This is a genomic window from Candidatus Spyradosoma sp. SGI.093, from assembly GCF_050314555.1.
Lineage (GTDB): Bacteria > Verrucomicrobiota > Verrucomicrobiia > Opitutales > UBA953 > Spyradosoma.
This window is the reverse complement of sequence record NZ_JBNPNH010000001.1, coordinates 362,742-379,740: the sequence shown is the minus strand read 5'-3', so window position 1 is coordinate 379,740 and position 16,999 is coordinate 362,742. Positions and strand designations below refer to the sequence as shown.

At 64.2% G+C, this 16,999-nt stretch carries 15 protein-coding genes and 1 tRNA gene; 10 read left to right on the top strand and 6 right to left on the bottom strand.

Annotation, left to right across the window (positions count from 1 at the left end; genetic code table 11):
* Positions 1-64 precede the first annotated feature (64 nt).
* The 5 genes from ACQREB_RS01530 to ACQREB_RS01510 form a co-directional block, all read right to left on the bottom strand.
* On the bottom strand, positions 65-1,051 hold the full coding sequence (locus ACQREB_RS01530) for a YeiH family protein (RefSeq protein WP_427764456.1): 987 nt from the start codon (positions 1,049-1,051) through the stop codon (positions 65-67).
* 33 nt (positions 1,052-1,084) lie between these two features.
* On the bottom strand, positions 1,085-2,350 hold the full coding sequence (locus ACQREB_RS01525) for an amidohydrolase (RefSeq protein WP_427764454.1): 1,266 nt from the start codon (positions 2,348-2,350) through the stop codon (positions 1,085-1,087).
* Between the two features lie 62 nt (positions 2,351-2,412).
* Positions 2,413-3,546: an acyltransferase family protein gene (locus ACQREB_RS01520; protein ID WP_427764451.1), complete on the bottom strand. Its 1,134-nt coding sequence runs from the start codon at positions 3,544-3,546 to the stop codon at positions 2,413-2,415.
* A 19-nt stretch (positions 3,547-3,565) separates the two neighbouring features.
* Positions 3,566-4,966, bottom strand: a complete 1,401-nt coding sequence (dnaA, locus tag ACQREB_RS01515) for a chromosomal replication initiator protein DnaA (protein ID WP_427764449.1) — start codon at positions 4,964-4,966, stop codon at positions 3,566-3,568.
* A 44-nt stretch (positions 4,967-5,010) separates the two neighbouring features.
* Positions 5,011-5,406 carry a hypothetical protein gene (locus ACQREB_RS01510; protein ID WP_427764445.1) on the bottom strand — a complete coding sequence of 132 codons (396 nt, stop codon included), beginning with the start codon at positions 5,404-5,406 and terminating at the stop codon, positions 5,011-5,013.
* 417 nt (positions 5,407-5,823) lie between these two features.
* Between ACQREB_RS01510 and ACQREB_RS01505 the strand changes: the two genes are divergently transcribed.
* The 5 genes from ACQREB_RS01505 (at position 5,824) to ACQREB_RS01485 (ending at position 9,954) form a co-directional block, all read left to right on the top strand.
* Positions 5,824-6,420, top strand: a complete 597-nt coding sequence (locus ACQREB_RS01505) for an iron-sulfur cluster assembly protein (protein ID WP_427764443.1) — start codon at positions 5,824-5,826, stop codon at positions 6,418-6,420.
* 258 nt (positions 6,421-6,678) lie between these two features.
* On the top strand, positions 6,679-7,497 hold the full coding sequence (locus ACQREB_RS01500) for a biotin--[acetyl-CoA-carboxylase] ligase (RefSeq protein ID WP_427764440.1): 819 nt from the start codon (positions 6,679-6,681) through the stop codon (positions 7,495-7,497).
* A gap of 345 nt (positions 7,498-7,842) precedes the next feature.
* Positions 7,843-8,184: a P-II family nitrogen regulator gene (locus tag ACQREB_RS01495; RefSeq protein ID WP_427764437.1), complete on the top strand. Its 342-nt coding sequence runs from the start codon at positions 7,843-7,845 to the stop codon at positions 8,182-8,184.
* Between the two features lie 50 nt (positions 8,185-8,234).
* Complete coding sequence (locus ACQREB_RS01490) at positions 8,235-9,605, top strand: ammonium transporter (RefSeq protein WP_427764435.1); 1,371 nt, start codon at positions 8,235-8,237, stop codon at positions 9,603-9,605.
* Positions 9,606-9,684: 79 nt separating this feature from the next.
* Positions 9,685-9,954: a DNA methyltransferase gene (locus ACQREB_RS01485; protein WP_427764433.1), complete on the top strand. Its 270-nt coding sequence runs from the start codon at positions 9,685-9,687 to the stop codon at positions 9,952-9,954.
* A 78-nt stretch (positions 9,955-10,032) separates the two neighbouring features.
* Here the strand turns inward: ACQREB_RS01485 and ACQREB_RS01480 are convergent, their stop codons facing one another.
* Positions 10,033-11,241 carry a saccharopine dehydrogenase family protein gene (locus ACQREB_RS01480; RefSeq protein ID WP_427764430.1) on the bottom strand — a complete coding sequence of 403 codons (1,209 nt, stop codon included), beginning with the start codon at positions 11,239-11,241 and terminating at the stop codon, positions 10,033-10,035.
* A 151-nt stretch (positions 11,242-11,392) separates the two neighbouring features.
* Between ACQREB_RS01480 and leuS the strand changes: the two genes are divergently transcribed.
* The 5 genes from leuS to ACQREB_RS01455 all read left to right on the top strand — a co-directional run bounded on the left by leuS (position 11,393) and on the right by ACQREB_RS01455 (position 16,897).
* A complete protein-coding gene (gene leuS, locus ACQREB_RS01475) occupies positions 11,393-13,990 on the top strand; it encodes a leucine--tRNA ligase (protein ID WP_427764427.1) in 2,598 nt (865 codons plus the stop codon).
* 55 nt (positions 13,991-14,045) lie between these two features.
* A complete protein-coding gene (locus tag ACQREB_RS01470; protein ID WP_427764425.1) occupies positions 14,046-14,636 on the top strand; it encodes a hypothetical protein in 591 nt (196 codons plus the stop codon).
* Between the two features lie 170 nt (positions 14,637-14,806).
* Positions 14,807-15,778, top strand: a complete 972-nt coding sequence (locus ACQREB_RS01465) for a tRNA dihydrouridine synthase (RefSeq protein WP_427764422.1) — start codon at positions 14,807-14,809, stop codon at positions 15,776-15,778.
* Positions 15,779-15,913: 135 nt separating this feature from the next.
* On the top strand, positions 15,914-16,807 hold the full coding sequence (folE2, locus tag ACQREB_RS01460; RefSeq protein WP_427764420.1) for a GTP cyclohydrolase FolE2: 894 nt from the start codon (positions 15,914-15,916) through the stop codon (positions 16,805-16,807).
* 15 nt (positions 16,808-16,822) lie between these two features.
* Positions 16,823-16,897: transfer RNA gene (locus ACQREB_RS01455), tRNA-Arg, on the top strand.
* The last annotated feature ends 102 nt before the right edge of the window (positions 16,898-16,999 follow it).

Below are 16,999 nucleotides of genomic sequence, written 5' to 3'. Positions count from 1 at the left end.
ACCGCAATCGCCTTTCCCCCGCAAACTTGAAATGCGCGGGAACGCGCGCGGGGCGGCTTCCCGCTCAGAAATTCAGAATGTACGCGAGCGAGCCGAGGCTGATGACGATCCACAGCAGCACGCCCTGCAGCAGCGGGCGCACGCCCACCGCCTTCAGCGTGTCCACGGAAAGCGCCGCGCCGATGAAGAACATCGTCACGATGAGCCCCTTGCGCGCGAGCCCCGCGATCGCCTGCCCGAGCTGCGGCACGCCGTCGAGCGCGTACGTGTTCAGCACGATCGCCGCGATGAAGAAAAGAATGAACCACGGAATCGAGATCTTTTTGCCTTCCGTCTTGAAGATCACGGATGTGACGAGCGCGAGCGGGATGATCCACAGCGCGCGGGTCAGCTTGATCGTCGTCGCGACCGCCAGCGCCTCTTCGCCGAAAGCCGCGCCGGAGCCCACGACCGAGCTCGTGTCGTGAATCGCGATCGCCGCCCAGGTGCCGAACTGCTGCTGCGTGAGCCCGAGAGCCTGCCCGATCGGCGGGAAGATGAACAGCGCGATTGCGTTCAGCACAAAGATCGTCGCCAGCGAGACGGACATCGCCTCGTCCTTCGCCTTGAGCACGGGACCGACCGCCGCGATGGCGCTCCCGCCGCAGATTGCCGTGCCCGAGCTGATCAGGTACGCCGTGTCGCGGTCCACGCCGAGCAGCTTGCGCCCGACGAGCATGCCCAGCAGCATCGTTCCCGCGACCGAGACGATCGTGAAGCCCATGCCTTCCTTGCCCGACGCGAGCGACGCCTCCAGATTCATCCCGAATCCGAGTCCGACGACCGAGTACTGCAGCAGATATTTCGAGACCTTGCGGTTGAACGCCGGATACGCCTGGCCGCAGACGAGCGCGAACGCGAGCCCGAGCGAAAGCGCGACCGGCGGCGTGACGCCCTTCGCGAGCGCGGAAATCGGCGGCACGTAATCCGCGAGCAGGCACGCGCACAGCAGCGCGAGAACGACGACGTAAACGGCTTTTCTGCCGCGGCGCAAGGTCTCCAGAATTGTCATGCCGCGGAGCATACGCCGTTCCCGCCGCGCCGCTCAACGCTTTTCTGCGAGGAGCGCGTCGACGACGGCGCGGGCGGAGGCGAGGATCTCCTCTTCGCCGGGAACGACGCGGTCGCGCATCAGGAATCTGCCGTCGCAGATCACGTCGCGGATGCAGCGCGTGTCCGCCGAATAAATCCAGTTGGAGACGAGGTTGTGGCAGGGCGTCATGCGCACGTCGTTCAGATCGACGAGGAGCGCGTCGGCGAGCCGGCCTTCGGCGATTTCGCCCGCGTCGAGACCGAACGCGCGCGCGCCGTCGCGGGTCGCCCACGCGAGCGCCGTTTCCGCCGGGAGCGCTTCGGGGTCGCCGGAGACCTTCGCCAGCAGCGCCGCGAACTTCGCCTCCTCGCGCATGTCCAGATTGTTGTTCGAGGCGTTCCCGTCCGTGCCGAGCGCGACGCGGCAGCCCGAACGCGCGAACGCCGCCGCGCGGAACACGCCCGAGCCGAGCTTCATGTTCGAGCACGGATTGTGCGCGACCGTCACGCCGCGGTCCCGCAGAATCGCGATCTCCTCGTCGTCCACGTGGACGACGTGCGCCGCGACGACGTTTTCGCCGAGCACGCCGAGCGAATCCAGCCAGCGCACCGGCGTCGTGCCGTGTTCGGCGACGCAGTCCTCGACTTCCTTCTTCGTCTCCGCGAGGTGGATGTGCAGCGTCAGCCCGCGTTCCCGCGCGAATTCCGCGCAGCGCCGCCAAAGCTTTTCGCGGACGGTGTAGACCGCGTGCGGCGCGAGCGCGAGGCGCACGCGGCCTTCGTCGCCGACGTGCCCGCCGTGCGGCAGCTCGGCGAGGCGCTCGAACGTCGCTTCGATCTTCTTCTCGCCGATGAACTCCGTCAGCGTCATGCCGACGCTGGCGCGCACGCCCATTTCGCGCGCGGCGCGGGCGGTCTCGTCGCTGTGCCAGTACATGTCGTTGAAGAAGACGGTTCCCGAGCGGATCATCTCGAGAATCGCGAGCCGCGAAGCCTCATAGACGTCGCGCGCGCTCATCTTCGCCTCGAAGGGCCAGATGTGTTCGTTGAGCCATTTGAAGAGCTCCATGTCGTCGGCGTAGCCGCGCAGCAGCGTCATCGCGGCGTGCGTGTGCGCGTTGCAGAACGGCGGGAGAATCGCCGTTCCCGCGGCGTCCGCGACCTCGGTCTCGGCGTCGGCGGCGAGCCCGGGCGCGATTTTCGCGAAGCGGTTTCCGGCGATGAGCACGTCGGTGCGCCTGCCGTCGAGCAGCGTGTCCTTCAGAAGGATTTTTTTCATGCCGGGGAAAATAGCGGATTTTTCTCCGCCGGCAAAGCCGAGAATCGCCGTTCCCGCGGGGCTCAGCCGATCTTGATGAAGATTTTGCGGCGTTCGAGGGCGCGCAGGAGAAGCCATTTGAGCAGAATCGCGCCCGCGACGAGGACGAGCGTTCCCGCGCCGCCGCAGAGCCCCGCGACGCCGCCGAAGAGCAGGCGCGAGAGCCCGAAGAAGTCGAAGACCCACTGCAGCGCGTAGATCGCGAGCGCGTTCACGCCGACGACGCGGAAAAAATACGCGACGGCGCGCAGCGCGGGAACGCCGGGCAGGACGTCGAAAAGCAGGTGAAACAACGCGAGCAGCAGCGCGCTCCAGCCCGCGGCGGCGAAGACGAAGCTCTGCGTCCAAAGCTTTTTGACGACGGGCTGGCCGAGCGCGTCCGCGCCCCAAGCGGCGAGCAGCAGCGCCGCGCCCGCCGCGAGCAGGACGAGGATTTTCCGCCTCGGCGCGAGATTTTCCGCGCGCAGCAGCGTTCCCGCGAGAAAGCCGAAGAGCACGGAGACCGTCGCGCCCGCGACGCAGAGAATCCCCTCGGGGTCGAAGACGCCGCCGTGCAGTTTTCCCGGCAGCAGCAGGCGGTCGAGCTTGGCGTTGAGCGAGTTTTCCGGCGTGAAGTCTCCGCCGAAAAGCTGCAGCGCGGCGAACGCGGTGGCGAGCGCGAGCGTCGCCGCGAGAACGCGCCGCGGCGTGCGCAGCAGCACGGCGATCGTCCCGCCGAGCGCGCCCGAAATCCCGATCAGCGCGAGCACGGACGGGAAGCGCGTTTCCGCGAACGCGAACGAAAGTCCGCCCTGAAGCGCGAAGCCGATCAGCGCGAGCAGCGCCGCGCGCCGAAAGAGCTCCGCGACGATCCGCGCCGGGCTTTCGCCGCGGGAACGCTTCTTTTCCAGCGAAAACGCCATGGACGCGCCCGCCACGAAGACGAACAGCGGGAAAATCAGATCGTAGAGCGCGAGCCCTTCCCACGCCTTGTGCGAAAACTGTTCGGCGAGAAAACGCGCCGCGCCGCTCTGCGGGAACAGCGCGCGGAGCGCGTGGAAGAACGCGTCGAGCCCGAGAATGCAGAGCATGTCCGCGCCGCGCAGCGCGTCGAGCGAGGCGAGCCGGGGCGAGGCGGGCGCCTTCGCCGCGTCGCGGATTTCCGGTTCCGGCGTCATCGCGTTCCCGTGCCGCGCCTCACGCGCGCTGAGAGAGTTTTTCGCGGATCTGTTCGACCTTGAACTTGTCTTCGGCGCTCGTGTCGATGCGGTTCTTCACGGTTTTGATCGCGTGGAGCACGGTGCCGTGGTCGCGTTTGCCGAAGGCGGCGCCGACGGCGACCGTCGTCATGTTGATGAGTTCGCGGCAAAGGTACATGGCGATCTGTCGCGGGAACGCGACGTTCGCGGAGCGGTCCTTCGCGGTCATTTTCGCGGGATCGATGCGGTAGGCGTCGGCGACGACGCGCTGGATCAGCTCCGGCGTCAGCTTCGCGGATTCCTCCTGGCGGAGCAGATTGCCGAGAATCGACGAGACTTCCGGCACGCCCAGCGGCGCGTTCCCGCGGATTTCGACGTAGCGCGCGAGCGTGTTCACGGCGCCTTCGAGATTGCGCACGTTGCGCGTGATGTTCTGCGCGACGAACTCGAGCACGCCCGGGTGACGCGCGAAGTCGAAACGCTGCGCCTGCGCCTTGCGCAGCAGAATCGCGATGCGCATTTCGAGGCACGGCGGGCGGATTTCCGTCGAGATGCCCTGCTGAAAGCGCGAGATCAGGCGGTCTTCGATCTGAATGTCGCCGGCGGGGCGGTCGCTCGTGAGCACGATCTTGCAGCCGTTGATGACGAGCTGGTTGAACGTGTGGAAGAATTCCTCCTGCAGCCCCTTTTTGCCTTCGAGGAACTGAATGTCGTCCATCAGCAGCAGATTCAGGTCGCGGTAGCGGCGGCGGAAGTCGTGCACGGCGTTCTGCGAAAGCGCGTAGGTGTAGTCGTTCGTGAACATTTCGCAGGTCACGTAGCAGATGCGCGCGCTCGGCGTCTTGTCGAAGACGGCGTTCGCGACGGCGTGCATCAGGTGCGTCTTGCCCACGCCCGACGGGCCGTAGATGAAGAGCGGATTCGCGGCGTCGGGGTCGGAAAGATTGTTCGCGAGCGATTTCGAGATCGCCAGCGCGAGCTGGTTTTCCGCGCCTTCGATGAAGTTCGCGAAGGTGTTCTGGCGGCGGATCGCCGGCGAAAGCTCGCAGGCGGGCGCGGCGGGGCGCGCGGGCGGCTCCGGCGCGGCGGGAACGGTCGCGGGAACGGGCGTCGCTGCGGGCGCGGCGGGAACGGCGGCGGGCGTCTCCGTGACGATTTCGTAGCTCACGCTGCGGCCCAGCGCCGCGCCGAGCTCTTCGGTGAGCACGTCGGCGTAGTTGTCGCCGATCCACAGCGGCGCGAAGGAGTCCGACGCGACGAGCGTGAACACGTCGTTTGCGAACGACGCGAAGCGGATTTCCTCGAACCACTGCTCGAAAATCCCCTTCGGAAGACGGTTTCGGAGCGCGTTTTTGGCGATTTCCCAGGTTTCTGCGTAGTCGGTGAGCACGGAAGTCATGATTTTTGGTTGATAAGTCCCGATTTATTCACATTCGCGGGGAATTACCCGCGAAGACCGACTGTGCTCGGACGCGCTTCGCGACGGGCGCGTGCGGCGGGAACGCGCGGAAACGTCCGCACGGGAAAGGCATCGCCGGAATTTCCGGAAATGCTGATGAATAAAGGGCTGAAAGGTGAAATGTTCATGTGGTTGAGGCTTTTGCGCCGGGGTTTCGCGAAAGAAAATCCGCGTTCCGGCGATGCTTCGAGACTGCGGTCGGAGCGCCCTTTTCGCAAGGTGTTTTTATGAACAGAATCTTCACAAGGGATTGTGGATAACTTTCCGAAAGTTCGGGCTTGAAAATCCGGACGGAAAATTTTCCGCCCCAAAAACCGCATTTTTAGAGCCGCGCGAGCCTGTAAAGGATTTTTTTCAAAAACTTGTTCTCCGCCGTTCACAGCCTGTTCACAGCTTATTTACATAATTTTAACTAAATCAAAACATAATAAAAAATTATTTAAAGGGCGATTTCGGAAGATTCCGTCCGGGCGACGCGAAAACGGAACGCAGAAAACGGAAAACGGGAAATTTCCTGCGGAAACGCGGGCGTCGAAGGCGCGAAAGCCCGCGCGCGGCGTTCCCGCGCGCCTCGTCCGCCGCCCTTTCAGGGTTTTGTGATTTTAATTCGGATACATGAGGGGCGCTTGCCGCGCTCATTTCGCCCTGAGCCGCTGCCCGTCTCTCCGTCGGGATTGGGGCGAAGGCATTCCTGCCTTCGTTTCCGCGGCGGGCGGCGCGGAGAAATTCCGGGCAAGGGCGGGCTTGCGCGGAGCTTGAATCTCCGCGCCGAAAATCCTATCATTCCGCATTTCATCATGATGCAATCGCCTTCCAATGATCGTATTCTGACGCGCGACACGGACGCGACGGTCGTCCCTTCGGGCGACGCGGCGCTGCTGCCCGCGGGAACGAAGGTCAACGTCACGCACCGTCTCGGCGGCAACTTCACCGTCGTCTGCGACGTCGGCATGTTCCGCATTCTCGGCAAGGACGCCGACGCGCTCGGCGAGACGCCCGAAGCCGCGGCGGGAACGGACGGCGGCGAAACGACGGCGTTCGGATCCTTCGGCACGGCGGAGCATCCCGGCCACGTCGGCGAGCCCGACAAGGAAGCGCTCTGGGAGGCGCTGAAGCAGGTTTACGATCCGGAAATTCCGGTGGACATCGTCAATCTCGGGCTGATCTACAAGCTCGAGACCGCGCCGCTCGGCGACGAGCGCTACGGCGTGCAGGTCGCGATGACGCTCACCGCGCCCGGCTGCGGCATGGGACCGATCATCGCCGAAGACGCGCGCAACCGCCTGCTCGCCGTTCCCGGCGTGAACGAGGCCCGCGTCGAAATCGTGTTCGAGCCGCCGTGGACGCAGGACATGATTTCCGAAGAAGGAAAAATGGAGCTGGGGCTGATTTGAAGAGAGCGCTTCGCGCCGTTTATGGTTTAAGGTGCATTGTTGAGTGACAAGCGACCAGAGCAGTGAACAGCGAACAATGAATAATGAATAACGCCTTGCGTTCGGCTTCGCCGAAAGGATTTCAAAACTGTATTCATCACTGCGTTATTCACTATTCATTATTAATTATCCGTTGTTCAATGATCCCGACACCTGTCACTTGTCACCTGTCATTCCCTTAAACAATACACCTTAAACGGCTCCGCAGGAGCTTTTCCGATGTCCTCTTTCCCGCAGAAAATCGTTTCCGAAACGCTCGCCGCTCGGCGACGCGAGGCGGGATCGCGTCTCCGCGTCTTCGTCGTCGAGGAGACGGGAAGCACGAACGCCGACGCCGCGAAGATGCTCGCCGCGGGAACGCCCGAAGGCGACTTCGCCGTCGTCGCGAACACGCAGACCGCCGGGCGCGGACGCATCGGCCGCAAATGGGCGAGCGCGCAGCCCGGCAACCTTTATCTTTCGTGCGGATTCCGTCCGCCCGCGCTCCCGCCGGAACGCCTCGCGAACTTCACGCTCTGGCTCGGCGTCGCCGTCGCGAAGATGCTGCGCGAAAAATTCGGCGTTCCCGCGCTCGTGAAATGGCCGAACGACATTTTCTGCGCGGAGAAAAAACTCGCGGGCATGCTCACCGAAGCGCACGCGGACGCGGGGCGCGTGCGCGGGATCGTCTTCGGGCTCGGGCTGAACGTCAATCTCGATCCCGCGACCCTCCCGCCGGAGGTGCGCGGAATCGCGACGTCGATGCGCTCGGCGCTCGGCGGCGCGCCGCTCGACGTGAACCGCGTCTGCGCGGAAACGCTCGCCGCCGTCGAGCGCGCCTACGCGGATTTTCTCGCGGGAACGCACGCCGCCGCGCTCGCCGCGCTTTGGGGAAAATTCGACCTGCTCGCGGGCCGTCCTGTCACGGCGATTTACGGCGACGAGGAAATCGCGGGAACGGCGCAGGGCGTCGATTCGCGCGGCAGCATCCTCATCCGCGACGCCTCGGGCGCCGTCCGCGCCTTTTCCGCCGGCGACGTCACGCTGAAGAAAGCTTAAAGAACGGCGTTCCCGCGGACATTCTCGCGGGAACGCTTTTTTTGAGGGAAAATTTCCGGTTTCTCCAAGCCCCGACGGGACTTGCACTATCCGTAATCCGCTACTCACTATCCATTATCCACTATTCACTATTCATTATCCACTATCCGTTATCCATTATCCATTATCCATCGCCTCGGATTTCTTTACAAAATCTTTACCGGCTGGCGGGAACGGCTTCCGAAAAATGTAAAACCGCCCCGCGCGGGAACGCGGCGGATCGCCGCGGAACCCGCATGAAATCAAGGATTTCTCCTTGGCACGGCGCGTGCTTTGCGGCGGTCATCACTTTTTCGTTTCAACGTTATGAAGATGATAATCGCATACATCAAGCCGGAGCGGCTCAACGCCGTGAAGCAGGAGTTATACATGCGGCGGATCTACAAGATGTCCGTCACCAACGCGCTGGGCTGCGGCGAACAGAAGGGATTCGTGAAGGCCTACCGCGGCGCGGAGGTCGAAGTGAATCTGCTCAAGAAGGTGCAGCTCACGATCGCCGTGAACGACGAGTTCGTCGAGAGCACGATTCAGGGCATCATGGCGGGCGCGGCGACCGGGCACATCGGCGACGGCAAGATCTTCGTGCTGCCGCTCGAGCGCGCGATCCGCATCCGCACGAAGGAGGAGAATTCCGGCGCGATCGGCTGAGGAACGGCGGACGACGAAAGTTCATCTCTGAAAATCAAAGGAAAAACTTTATGAACAGAAAAAATCTGATTTTGACTGCGCTCGTCGGCGCGTCGGTCGCGGCGGCGGGAACGCTGTTCGCGCAGGACGCGGCGGGAACGCCCGCGGCGGCGGCGGCCGTCGTTCCCGCGGTTTCGCCCGTTCCCGCGGCGGATTCGGCGCAGAACTTCTTCGTGAACAATCTCTGGGTGCTCATCGGCGGGATGCTCGTCTTCATGATGCACCTGGGATTCGCGGCGGTTGAGTCCGGGCTCTCCCGGGCGAAGAACTGCACGAACATTTTGTTCAAGAACACGATGGTGCCGCCGATCGGTTTTCTGACCTACGCGGCGGTCGGCTTCGCGCTGATGTATCCGGGCGCGGGCAACTGGCTGCTCGGGCACGCGTTCGGCTTCGCCGGTTTCGGGCTGACGCCGCCCGAGGGCGACCCGTTCGCGTACAACGGCGCGTTCACGTTCTGGACTGACTTCTTCTTCCAGGGCATGTTCGCGGCGACGAGCGCGACGATCGTCTCCGGCGCGGTCGCGGGGCGCACGAAGCTCAATTCGTTCCTGCTGTTCACGCTCGTGTTCGTGACGCTCGTCTATCCGATCGTCGGCTCGTGGGGCTGGGGCGGAGGCTGGCTCGCGGATCTGAACTTCCACGACTTCGCGGGCTCGACCTTCGTGCACGCGGTCGGCGGCTGGGCGGCGCTCGCGGGGGCGATCCTCGTCGGCCCGCGCATCGGAAAATTCGTCAACGGCGTGGCGCGCCCGATCATGGGCCACAACATGCCGCTCGCGGTGATCGGCGTCTTCCTGCTGTGGTTCGGATGGTTCGGATTCAACGGCGGGAGCGTGCTCAACGCGGATCCGGAAAAGATTTCGTTCGTGCTCGTGACGACGATGTTCGGCGCGTCGGCGGGCATCGTGGGCGCGGCGCTGACGAGCAGCATCGTGCTGAAGAAGCCGGATCTTTCGATGACGCTGAACGGCTGCCTCGCGGGGCTCGTGAGCATCACGGCGGGCGCGGACTGCGTGTCGTGGGGCGCCTCGATTCTGATCGGGCTCATCGGCGGCGTGGTCGTCGTGCTCTCGGTGCTGCTCGTGGACAAGATCCGCATCGACGATCCCGTGGGCGCGGTTTCGGTGCACCTCGTGTGCGGCGTCTGGGGCACGCTCGCTGTGGGGATCTTCTCGACCGTTCCCGAATACACGTTCGGCGTGCAGCTGCTCGGCGTGCTGGCGGGATTCGTCTCGTTCCCGTGCGCGCTCGTCATCTTCTGGGCGATCAAAAAGACGCTCGGCCTGCGCGTCGAGGAGGAGACGGAACTGCGCGGTCTCGACCTCGACGAACACGGCGCGGAAGCCTACGCGGGATTCCAGATTTTCAGCAACCAGTAATAAGCACGATCGGCGGTGCGCCTTCGAAGCGCGCGTGCCGGGCGGCGGCCGGGAAGGGCGTTCCCGACCGCCGCTTTTCTTGTCCCCGCGGGAACGCGCGTGGGTGCTCGATCCGTTTGCGGGAAGCGGGACGACGGGCATCGCCGCGAATCTGCTCGGGCGGAGATTTCTCGGCGTCGAGCGCGAGGAGAATTTTCTGAAGCTCGCGCGGGAACGCCGCCGCGAAATCGAGAATTTCTCGACGTTCGACGATTTGCGTTCCCGCCTCAAAATGCCGCCCGCGGCGTTCCCGCGGGAGCCCGCCGAGCTCGTCCTCCGAGAGGAGTTCGCGGAGGAGACGCCGTTCTGATTTTCCGCGCGCGAAAAAAAAAGCGTTCCCGCGGTTCGCCCGCGGGAACGCCTCTCTTTAAGCTTTAAGCCTTAACCTTTAAGCTTTCTCCTCGGGATCCATTTCGAGGACGTGCCACGGAAGCCCGCATTCGTTCAGCTTTTCCATGAACGGGTCGGGATCGTTTTCCTCCATGTTCCAGACGCCGGGCTTGCGCCACTTGCCGTTCGCGACCATCATTGCGCCGATCATCGCGGGAACGCCCGTCGTGTAGCTGATCGCCTGAGACTTGACTTCGCGGTAGCATTCCTGGTGGTCGCACACGTTGTAGATGAAGACTTTGCGCTTTTTGCCGTCCTTCGTTCCCGTGATTTCGCAGCCGATGCAGGTCTTGCCTTTGGTGCGCGGACCGAGCGAGGCGGGATCGGGCAGAATCGCCTTGAGGAACTGGATCGGGACGATCTTCTGCCCCTGGTATTCGATCGGGTCGATGCGCGTCATGCCGACGTTCTGAAGCACGTGCAGGTGCGTCAGGTACTTGTCGGAAAACGTCATGAAAAAGCGGATGCGCTTGAGCCCTTTGATGTTCTGGCAGAGTGATTCGAGCTCTTCGTGATACATCAGGTAGGCGCTTTTTTCGCCGATGACGGGGAAGTCGTACTCGCGGCGGATTTCGAGCGGGCCGGTCTCCTTCCATTCGCCGTTTTCCCAGTAGCGTCCGCGCTGAGTGATTTCGCGGATGTTGATTTCCGGGTTGAAGTTCGTCGCGAAGGGATAGCCGTGGTCGCCCGCGTTCGCGTCGAGAATGTCCACGGTTTCGATTTCGTCGAAGAGGTGCTTCTGCGCGTAGGCGCAATAGACGTTGGTGACGCCCGGGTCGAAGCCGGAGCCGAGCAGGGCGGTGAGGCCGGCCTTCTCGAAGCGTTCGCGGTAGGCCCACTGCCAGGAGTATTCGAACTTGGCGTGGTTCGGCGGTTCGTAGTTCGCGGTGTCCACGTAGTGCACGCCGGCGTGGAGGCAGGCGTCCATCAGAGGCAGATCCTGATACGGGAGCGCGACGTTGATGAGCACCTGCGGCCTGAACTCGCGGAGCAGCGCGACGACCTCCTGCACGTTGTCGGCGTCGACCTTCGCGGTCTTGAGCACGACGCCGGTGGAGTTGCGGACGTCCGTCGCGATCGCCTTGCATTTGTTTTCGTTGCGCGAGGCGAGCATGATTTCGCCGAATTCCGCCGCGTTCTGCGCGACTTTGTGAGCGACGACGTTGCCGACGCCGCCCGCACCGATGATGAGCGTTCTTTTTTCCATAAGAGGGGACGGTTTGAAAATATCCGCGGATTCTATCCGTTCCCGCGCCCGCGGCGCAAACGGAAAAACGGCGCGGCGGGAACGGCGCTTCAAATTTCAATTTGCTCCCGCGGCGGGAAAAATCTACGATTGAAAGAAATATTTTTTCATCATGAGTTCCTCCGAATACAATTTTTCCGAGATCGAAAAACGCTGGCAGAAATTCTGGGCGGAAGAAAAGACGTTCCGCGCCGTGAACAAGTCCGACAAGCCGAAGTTCTACGTGCTCGACATGTTCCCGTATCCGTCCGGCGCGGGGCTGCACATCGGCCATCCGGAGGGCTACACCGGGTCCGATATTCTCGCGCGCTACAAACGCGCCAAGGGCTTCAACGTCCTGCACCCGATGGGCTGGGACGCGTTCGGCCTGCCCGCGGAGCAGTTCGCCATCAAGACGGGCAAGCACCCGCGCGGGCAGACGCTCGCGAACATCGACAACTTCCGCCGCCAGCTGCAGATGCTCGGCTTCGCCATCGACTGGGAGCGCGAAATCTCCACGATCGAGCCGAAGTACTTCCGGTGGACGCAGTGGATTTTCCTCAACCTCTTCAAGCACGGGCTCGCCTACGTGGACGACAAGCCGGTGTGGTTCTGCCCTGAGCTCGGCACCGTGCTCGCCAACGAGGAAGTGCTCAACACGGACGAGGGGCCGCGCAGCGAGCGCGGGAACTTCCCCGTCGAGCGCCGCCCGATCCGCCAGTGGGTGCTCAAGATCACGGCCTACGCCGAAAAACTCATCGCCGGGCTCGACGAGCTGAACTGGCCGGATTCCACCAAGCGTCTGCAGAAGAACTGGATCGGCCGCAGCGAGGGCGCGGAGGTCGAGTTCCCGATCGCCGACGATCCCGCGACCAAGCTCAAGATCTTCACCACGCGCCCGGACACGCTCTACGGCGTGACGTACATGGTCATCGCGCCCGAGCATCCGCTGCGGGAACGCCTCACGACGCCCGAGCGGCGCGCCGCCGTCGAAGCCTACGTCGAAAAGGCGCGCAACAAGTCCGACCTCGAGCGCACCGACCTCGCCAAGGAAAAGACCGGCGTGTTCACGGGCGGCTACGCGATCAATCCGCTCAACGGCGACCGCGTTCCCGTGTGGGTCGCGGACTACGTGCTCATGGGCTACGGCACGGGCGCGATCATGGCCGTTCCCGCGCATGACGAGCGCGACTGGGAGTTCGCCAAGGCGCACGACATTCCGATCATTCAGGTCGTCGACAATCCCGACGCGAAGGTGGACGTGCAGCAGGCGTCGTTCGTCGCGAACGGCGTGCTCGTCAACTCCGGCGAGTTCACCGGCATGCCCACGAGCGAGTCCAAGAAGGCGATCACGAAATACGTCGAAGAGCGCGGCTGGGGACGCGGCACCGTCAACTACAAGCTGCGCGACTGGCTTTTCTCGCGCCAGCGCTACTGGGGCGAGCCGTTCCCGATCGTCTGGGTCTCCGAAAGCGACTACGAAAAAATCCCCGCCGACTCCGCGCTGCGCGAGTTCATGCCGGCGGAAAAGATTTCCTACCGCACGCTCGACGGCGCGACGCACGTCGCCGTGCCGCTCCCGGCGTCCGCGCTCCCGCTGGAGCTGCCCGAGGTCGAATCCTACAAGCCTTCGGGAACGGGCGAATCGCCGCTCGCCAACGCCAAGGGCTGGGTCGACGTCTTCGTGAACCTCTCGACGGGCGAAACGCGTTCCCGCGCCGAGGGCGAGACCGCGCCCGAGGGCTGGGTCGCCGCGACGCGCGAGACGAACACGATGCCCCAGTGGGCGGGCTCGTGCTGGTACTACCTGCGCTACCTTTCGCCCGACTACGACAAGGGCCCCGTCGATCCCGACGCGTTCGCGTACTGGAAGACGCCGGACTTCTACATCGGCGGCGCCGAACACGCCGTGCTCCACCTGCTTTACGCGCGCTTCTGGCACCGCTTCCTCTACGACATCGGCGTGCTTTCCACGCCCGAGCCGTTCACGCGCCTTTTTCACCAGGGAATCATTCTCGGCGAGGACGGCGAAAAAATGTCGAAGTCGCGCGGGAACGTCGTCAACCCCGACCAGATCGTCGCCGACTACGGCACGGACGCCCTGCGCCTTTACCTGATGTTCCTCGGGCCGCTCGAAGCGATGAAGCCCTGGAACACGAAGGGCATCGAGGGCGTGGCGCGCCTGCTGCGCCGCCTGTGGCGCGCGTTCGTGGACGAGACGACGGGCGAAATCTCCGCGCGCGTGTCCGACGCCGCGGCGGAGAGCGAGGACTTCCAGCGCGTCTTCAACCAGTCGATCAAAAAGATTTCCGCCGACATCGAATCGCTCGGCTTCAACACGGCGATTTCGCAGTTCATGATTCTGATGAACGCGCTCGACAAGGAGCCCGCGTTCACGCGCGACACCGCGCGCGGGCTGCTCAAGCTCATCGCGCCGTTCGCGCCGCACATCGCGGAAGAGCTCTGGCACCGCCTCGGCGCGACCGGATCCGTCTGCGAAAGCCCGTGGCCCGTGTGCGACGAGGCGAAGTGCGCCGAGAACGCGATCACGGTCGTCTTCTCCGTCAACGGCAAACGCCGCTCCGAGGCGAAGCTGCCCGTCGGCGCGACGAAGGACGCGATGCTCGCCGCCGCGCGCGCGGACGCCTCCGTCCGCAAGTTCATCGACGGCAAGGAAATCGTCCGCGAAATCGTCGTTCCCGGCAAGCTCGTGAACATCGTCGTGAAATGAAAAACGCGGCCTTCCCGCGCCGCTTTCCCGTAAAAACGAAACCGAAACTTACGCCATGAATTTGAACAACGAACAGAAAAATGCCGTCGCGCGCTGGGTCGCCGACGGCGCGACGCTCTCCGAAGTGCAGACGAAAATCGCCGACGAATTCGGCGTGAAGCTGACTTACATGGACGTGCGTTTCCTTGTGGACGATCTCGACCTCGAGCTGCAGGACAAGCCGGAGCCGGTCGAGCCCGCCGCCGCCGCGCCGACGGGCGTGCCCGCCAACGTTCCCGCGGGAGCGCTGCCGCGCCCGGGAAGCCCCGTTCCCGTGCCGCCGCAGCATCCCGGACAGACGCCGCGCGGCGCGAATCCGCACGCCTTCGCCGACGAGGACGAAGTGCCTGCGGGAACGCCCGCCGCGAACGCCGCCGCGGAAGAGGTCTCCAAGGTTTCCGTCACCGTCGATCCCGTGCAGGCGCCCGGCGTGCTCGTCGGAGGCGGCGTGCGGTTTTCCGACGGGACGCGGGGCAATTGGTTCGTGGACGAGGCGGAGCGTCTCGGGCTCGACGGGCTTCCGCCGAACTACCGTCCCTCGCCGCAGGACGTTTCGGAATTCCGCGTGCTGCTCGCGCAGGAGCTCCGCAAGCTCGGGCTCGCGTGAGCAAAGTTGAGAGCTGAGAGTTGAATCGGCGGCTGCGCCGCCTGTTGATTCGGCTCCGCCGAGGGAACTTTCCTCGCGCGCAAGCGCGAATCAACTCTCAACGCTCAACTCTAAACTTTTCAGACGCTTGCCGCCTGTAACTCCTTCGCTCCTGAACTGTCCTTCGCCCCATGTCCGTTCCGCTTTATCTGGCGCCGATGTCGGGCTTCACCGACATCGCTTTCCGCGCGCTGTGCAAAGAGCAGGGCGCGGACGTGCTCGTCTCCGAGTTCGTGCAGAGCGAGCCGCTCATCCGCGCGCGGGAACGCGCGTGGCGCGACGTGGACTTCACGCCCGAGCAGCGGCCGATGGGCGTGCAGATTTTCGGCGCCGTTCCCGAGTCCATGGCGGCGGCGGCGCGCCTGCTCGAAGCGCGGCTGCGTCCGGATTTCATCGACCTGAATTTCGGCTGCCCGGCGCGCAAGGTCGTCGAATGCAACGCGGGGTCCGGCCTGCTGCGCGATCTGCCGCTGATGGAAAAAATCGCGCGCGCCGTCGTCTCCGCCGTTCCCGCGACCGCCGTCACGGCGAAGATCCGCCTCGGCTGGGACTCGACTTCGTTCGTGCACGTCGAGGCGGCGAAGCGGCTCGAGGACGCGGGCGTGCGCGCCGTCGCCGTGCACGGACGCACGAAGGCGCAGGGCTATTCCGGCGAGGCGGACTGGGAAAAAATCGGCGAAGTCGCGCGCGCCGTGAGCATTCCCGTGATCGGCAACGGCGACGTCCGCGACGCCGCGACCGCCGTGCGGCGCGTGCGCGAAACGGGCGTGCGCGGGCTCATGATCGGGCGCGGCGCGCTCGGCGATCCGTGGATTTTCTCCCGCATAAAAAAGCGTTTCGCCGCGCTCGAGGCGGGAACGCCCGAAGCGGAGCTGCCCGAGGAGAAAAAGCCCGCGGCGGACGTCGTCTTCGCGACGCTTTTCCGCTACGCCGAGACGCTCGCCCGCACGCGCGGCGCGTCCGGCGCGGAAAACGTCCGCTGGCTGCTCGCGCGCCTGCACCCGTTCACCTACGGCGTTCCCGCGGGCAAGCGCGTCCGCGCCGGGCTGCACGCGTGCACGACGCTCTCCGACCTCCGCCGCCTCCTCGATTCCGCGCTCTGAGCTTCCCCGAACCGTCGCGCTTCGCCGGTCGTCTTTCCTTAACTTGCTTTACATCCCGGCGGGAAAATGCGAGAATCGCCCTTCAATTTCATGAGCAACGAGTCGCCGCGTAAGTTTTACGACCGGGAGTTCAGGATGACTCCCGAATATCGCGCTTCGCTGCCGGACATGCAGAACGAAAACGCGCCCGGCATCGACGGCGGAGCCGTGCCGATTCTCCAGGTCGGCATGTCCAACTTCCGCCTGCCGCTGAAATTCGCGCGCCCCGACGGCGCCGCGCCCGCGACGCTCGAGACTTCCGTCACGGGAACGGTCTCGCTCGACGCCCGCCACAAGGGCATCAACATGTCGCGCATCGTCCGCATTTTCTACGAGTTCGCCGAGGAGGTCTTCACGCCCGCGACGCTCGAAAAGATCCTGCGGAAATACCTCGCCGAAATCGGCTCCTCGCGCGCGCAGCTCCGTCTCGAATTTTCCTATCCGATTCCGCAGCGCAGCCTGCGCAGCGGGCTCGTCGGCTATCAGTATTACGACTGCGCGTTCGAGGGCGTTCTCGAAAACGGCGCCTTCCGCGCGTTCGTGACCTTCGATTTCGTGTATTCTTCCGCGTGTCCGTGCTCGGCGGAGCTTTCCGAGCACGCGCGTCGTTCCCGCAACATTCTCGGCATTCCGCATTCGCAGCGCTCGAAGGCGCGCGTCCGCGCCGAGCTCGCGGGAACGCCCGAAATCTTCGTCGAGGACTTCAAGGAACACTGTCTGCGCGCGCTCCACACCGAGACGCAGGCGATGGTCAAGCGCGAGGACGAACAGGCGTTCGCCGAAATGAACGGCGCCTACTACAAATTCGTCGAAGACGCCGCGCGCGAGCTCTTCGCCGAGTTCGACGCCGACCCGCGCATCCGCGATTTCCAGATCGTCTGCGCGCACCTCGAATCGCTGCATTCCCACGACGCCGTCGCCGTCCTCAACAAGGGCGTTCCCGGCGGCATTTCCGAAGGCTTTTCCGACTTCAAGAGTCTGATTTGCTGAAGCGCCTTTTCGCGCGTCCCCGTAGTTCAATGGATAGAACACCTGCCTTCTAAGCAGGTTATCCGGGTTCGATTCCCGGCGGGGGCGCCATTTTTTCGCCCGCGCGCGGGCGCGTGAAGAAAAGCTTGCGAGGTTTGGGAACGGAAAAAGTCGGAGCGTCCGTTTAGACGAAAATCTTGATAGCGCGCCCGA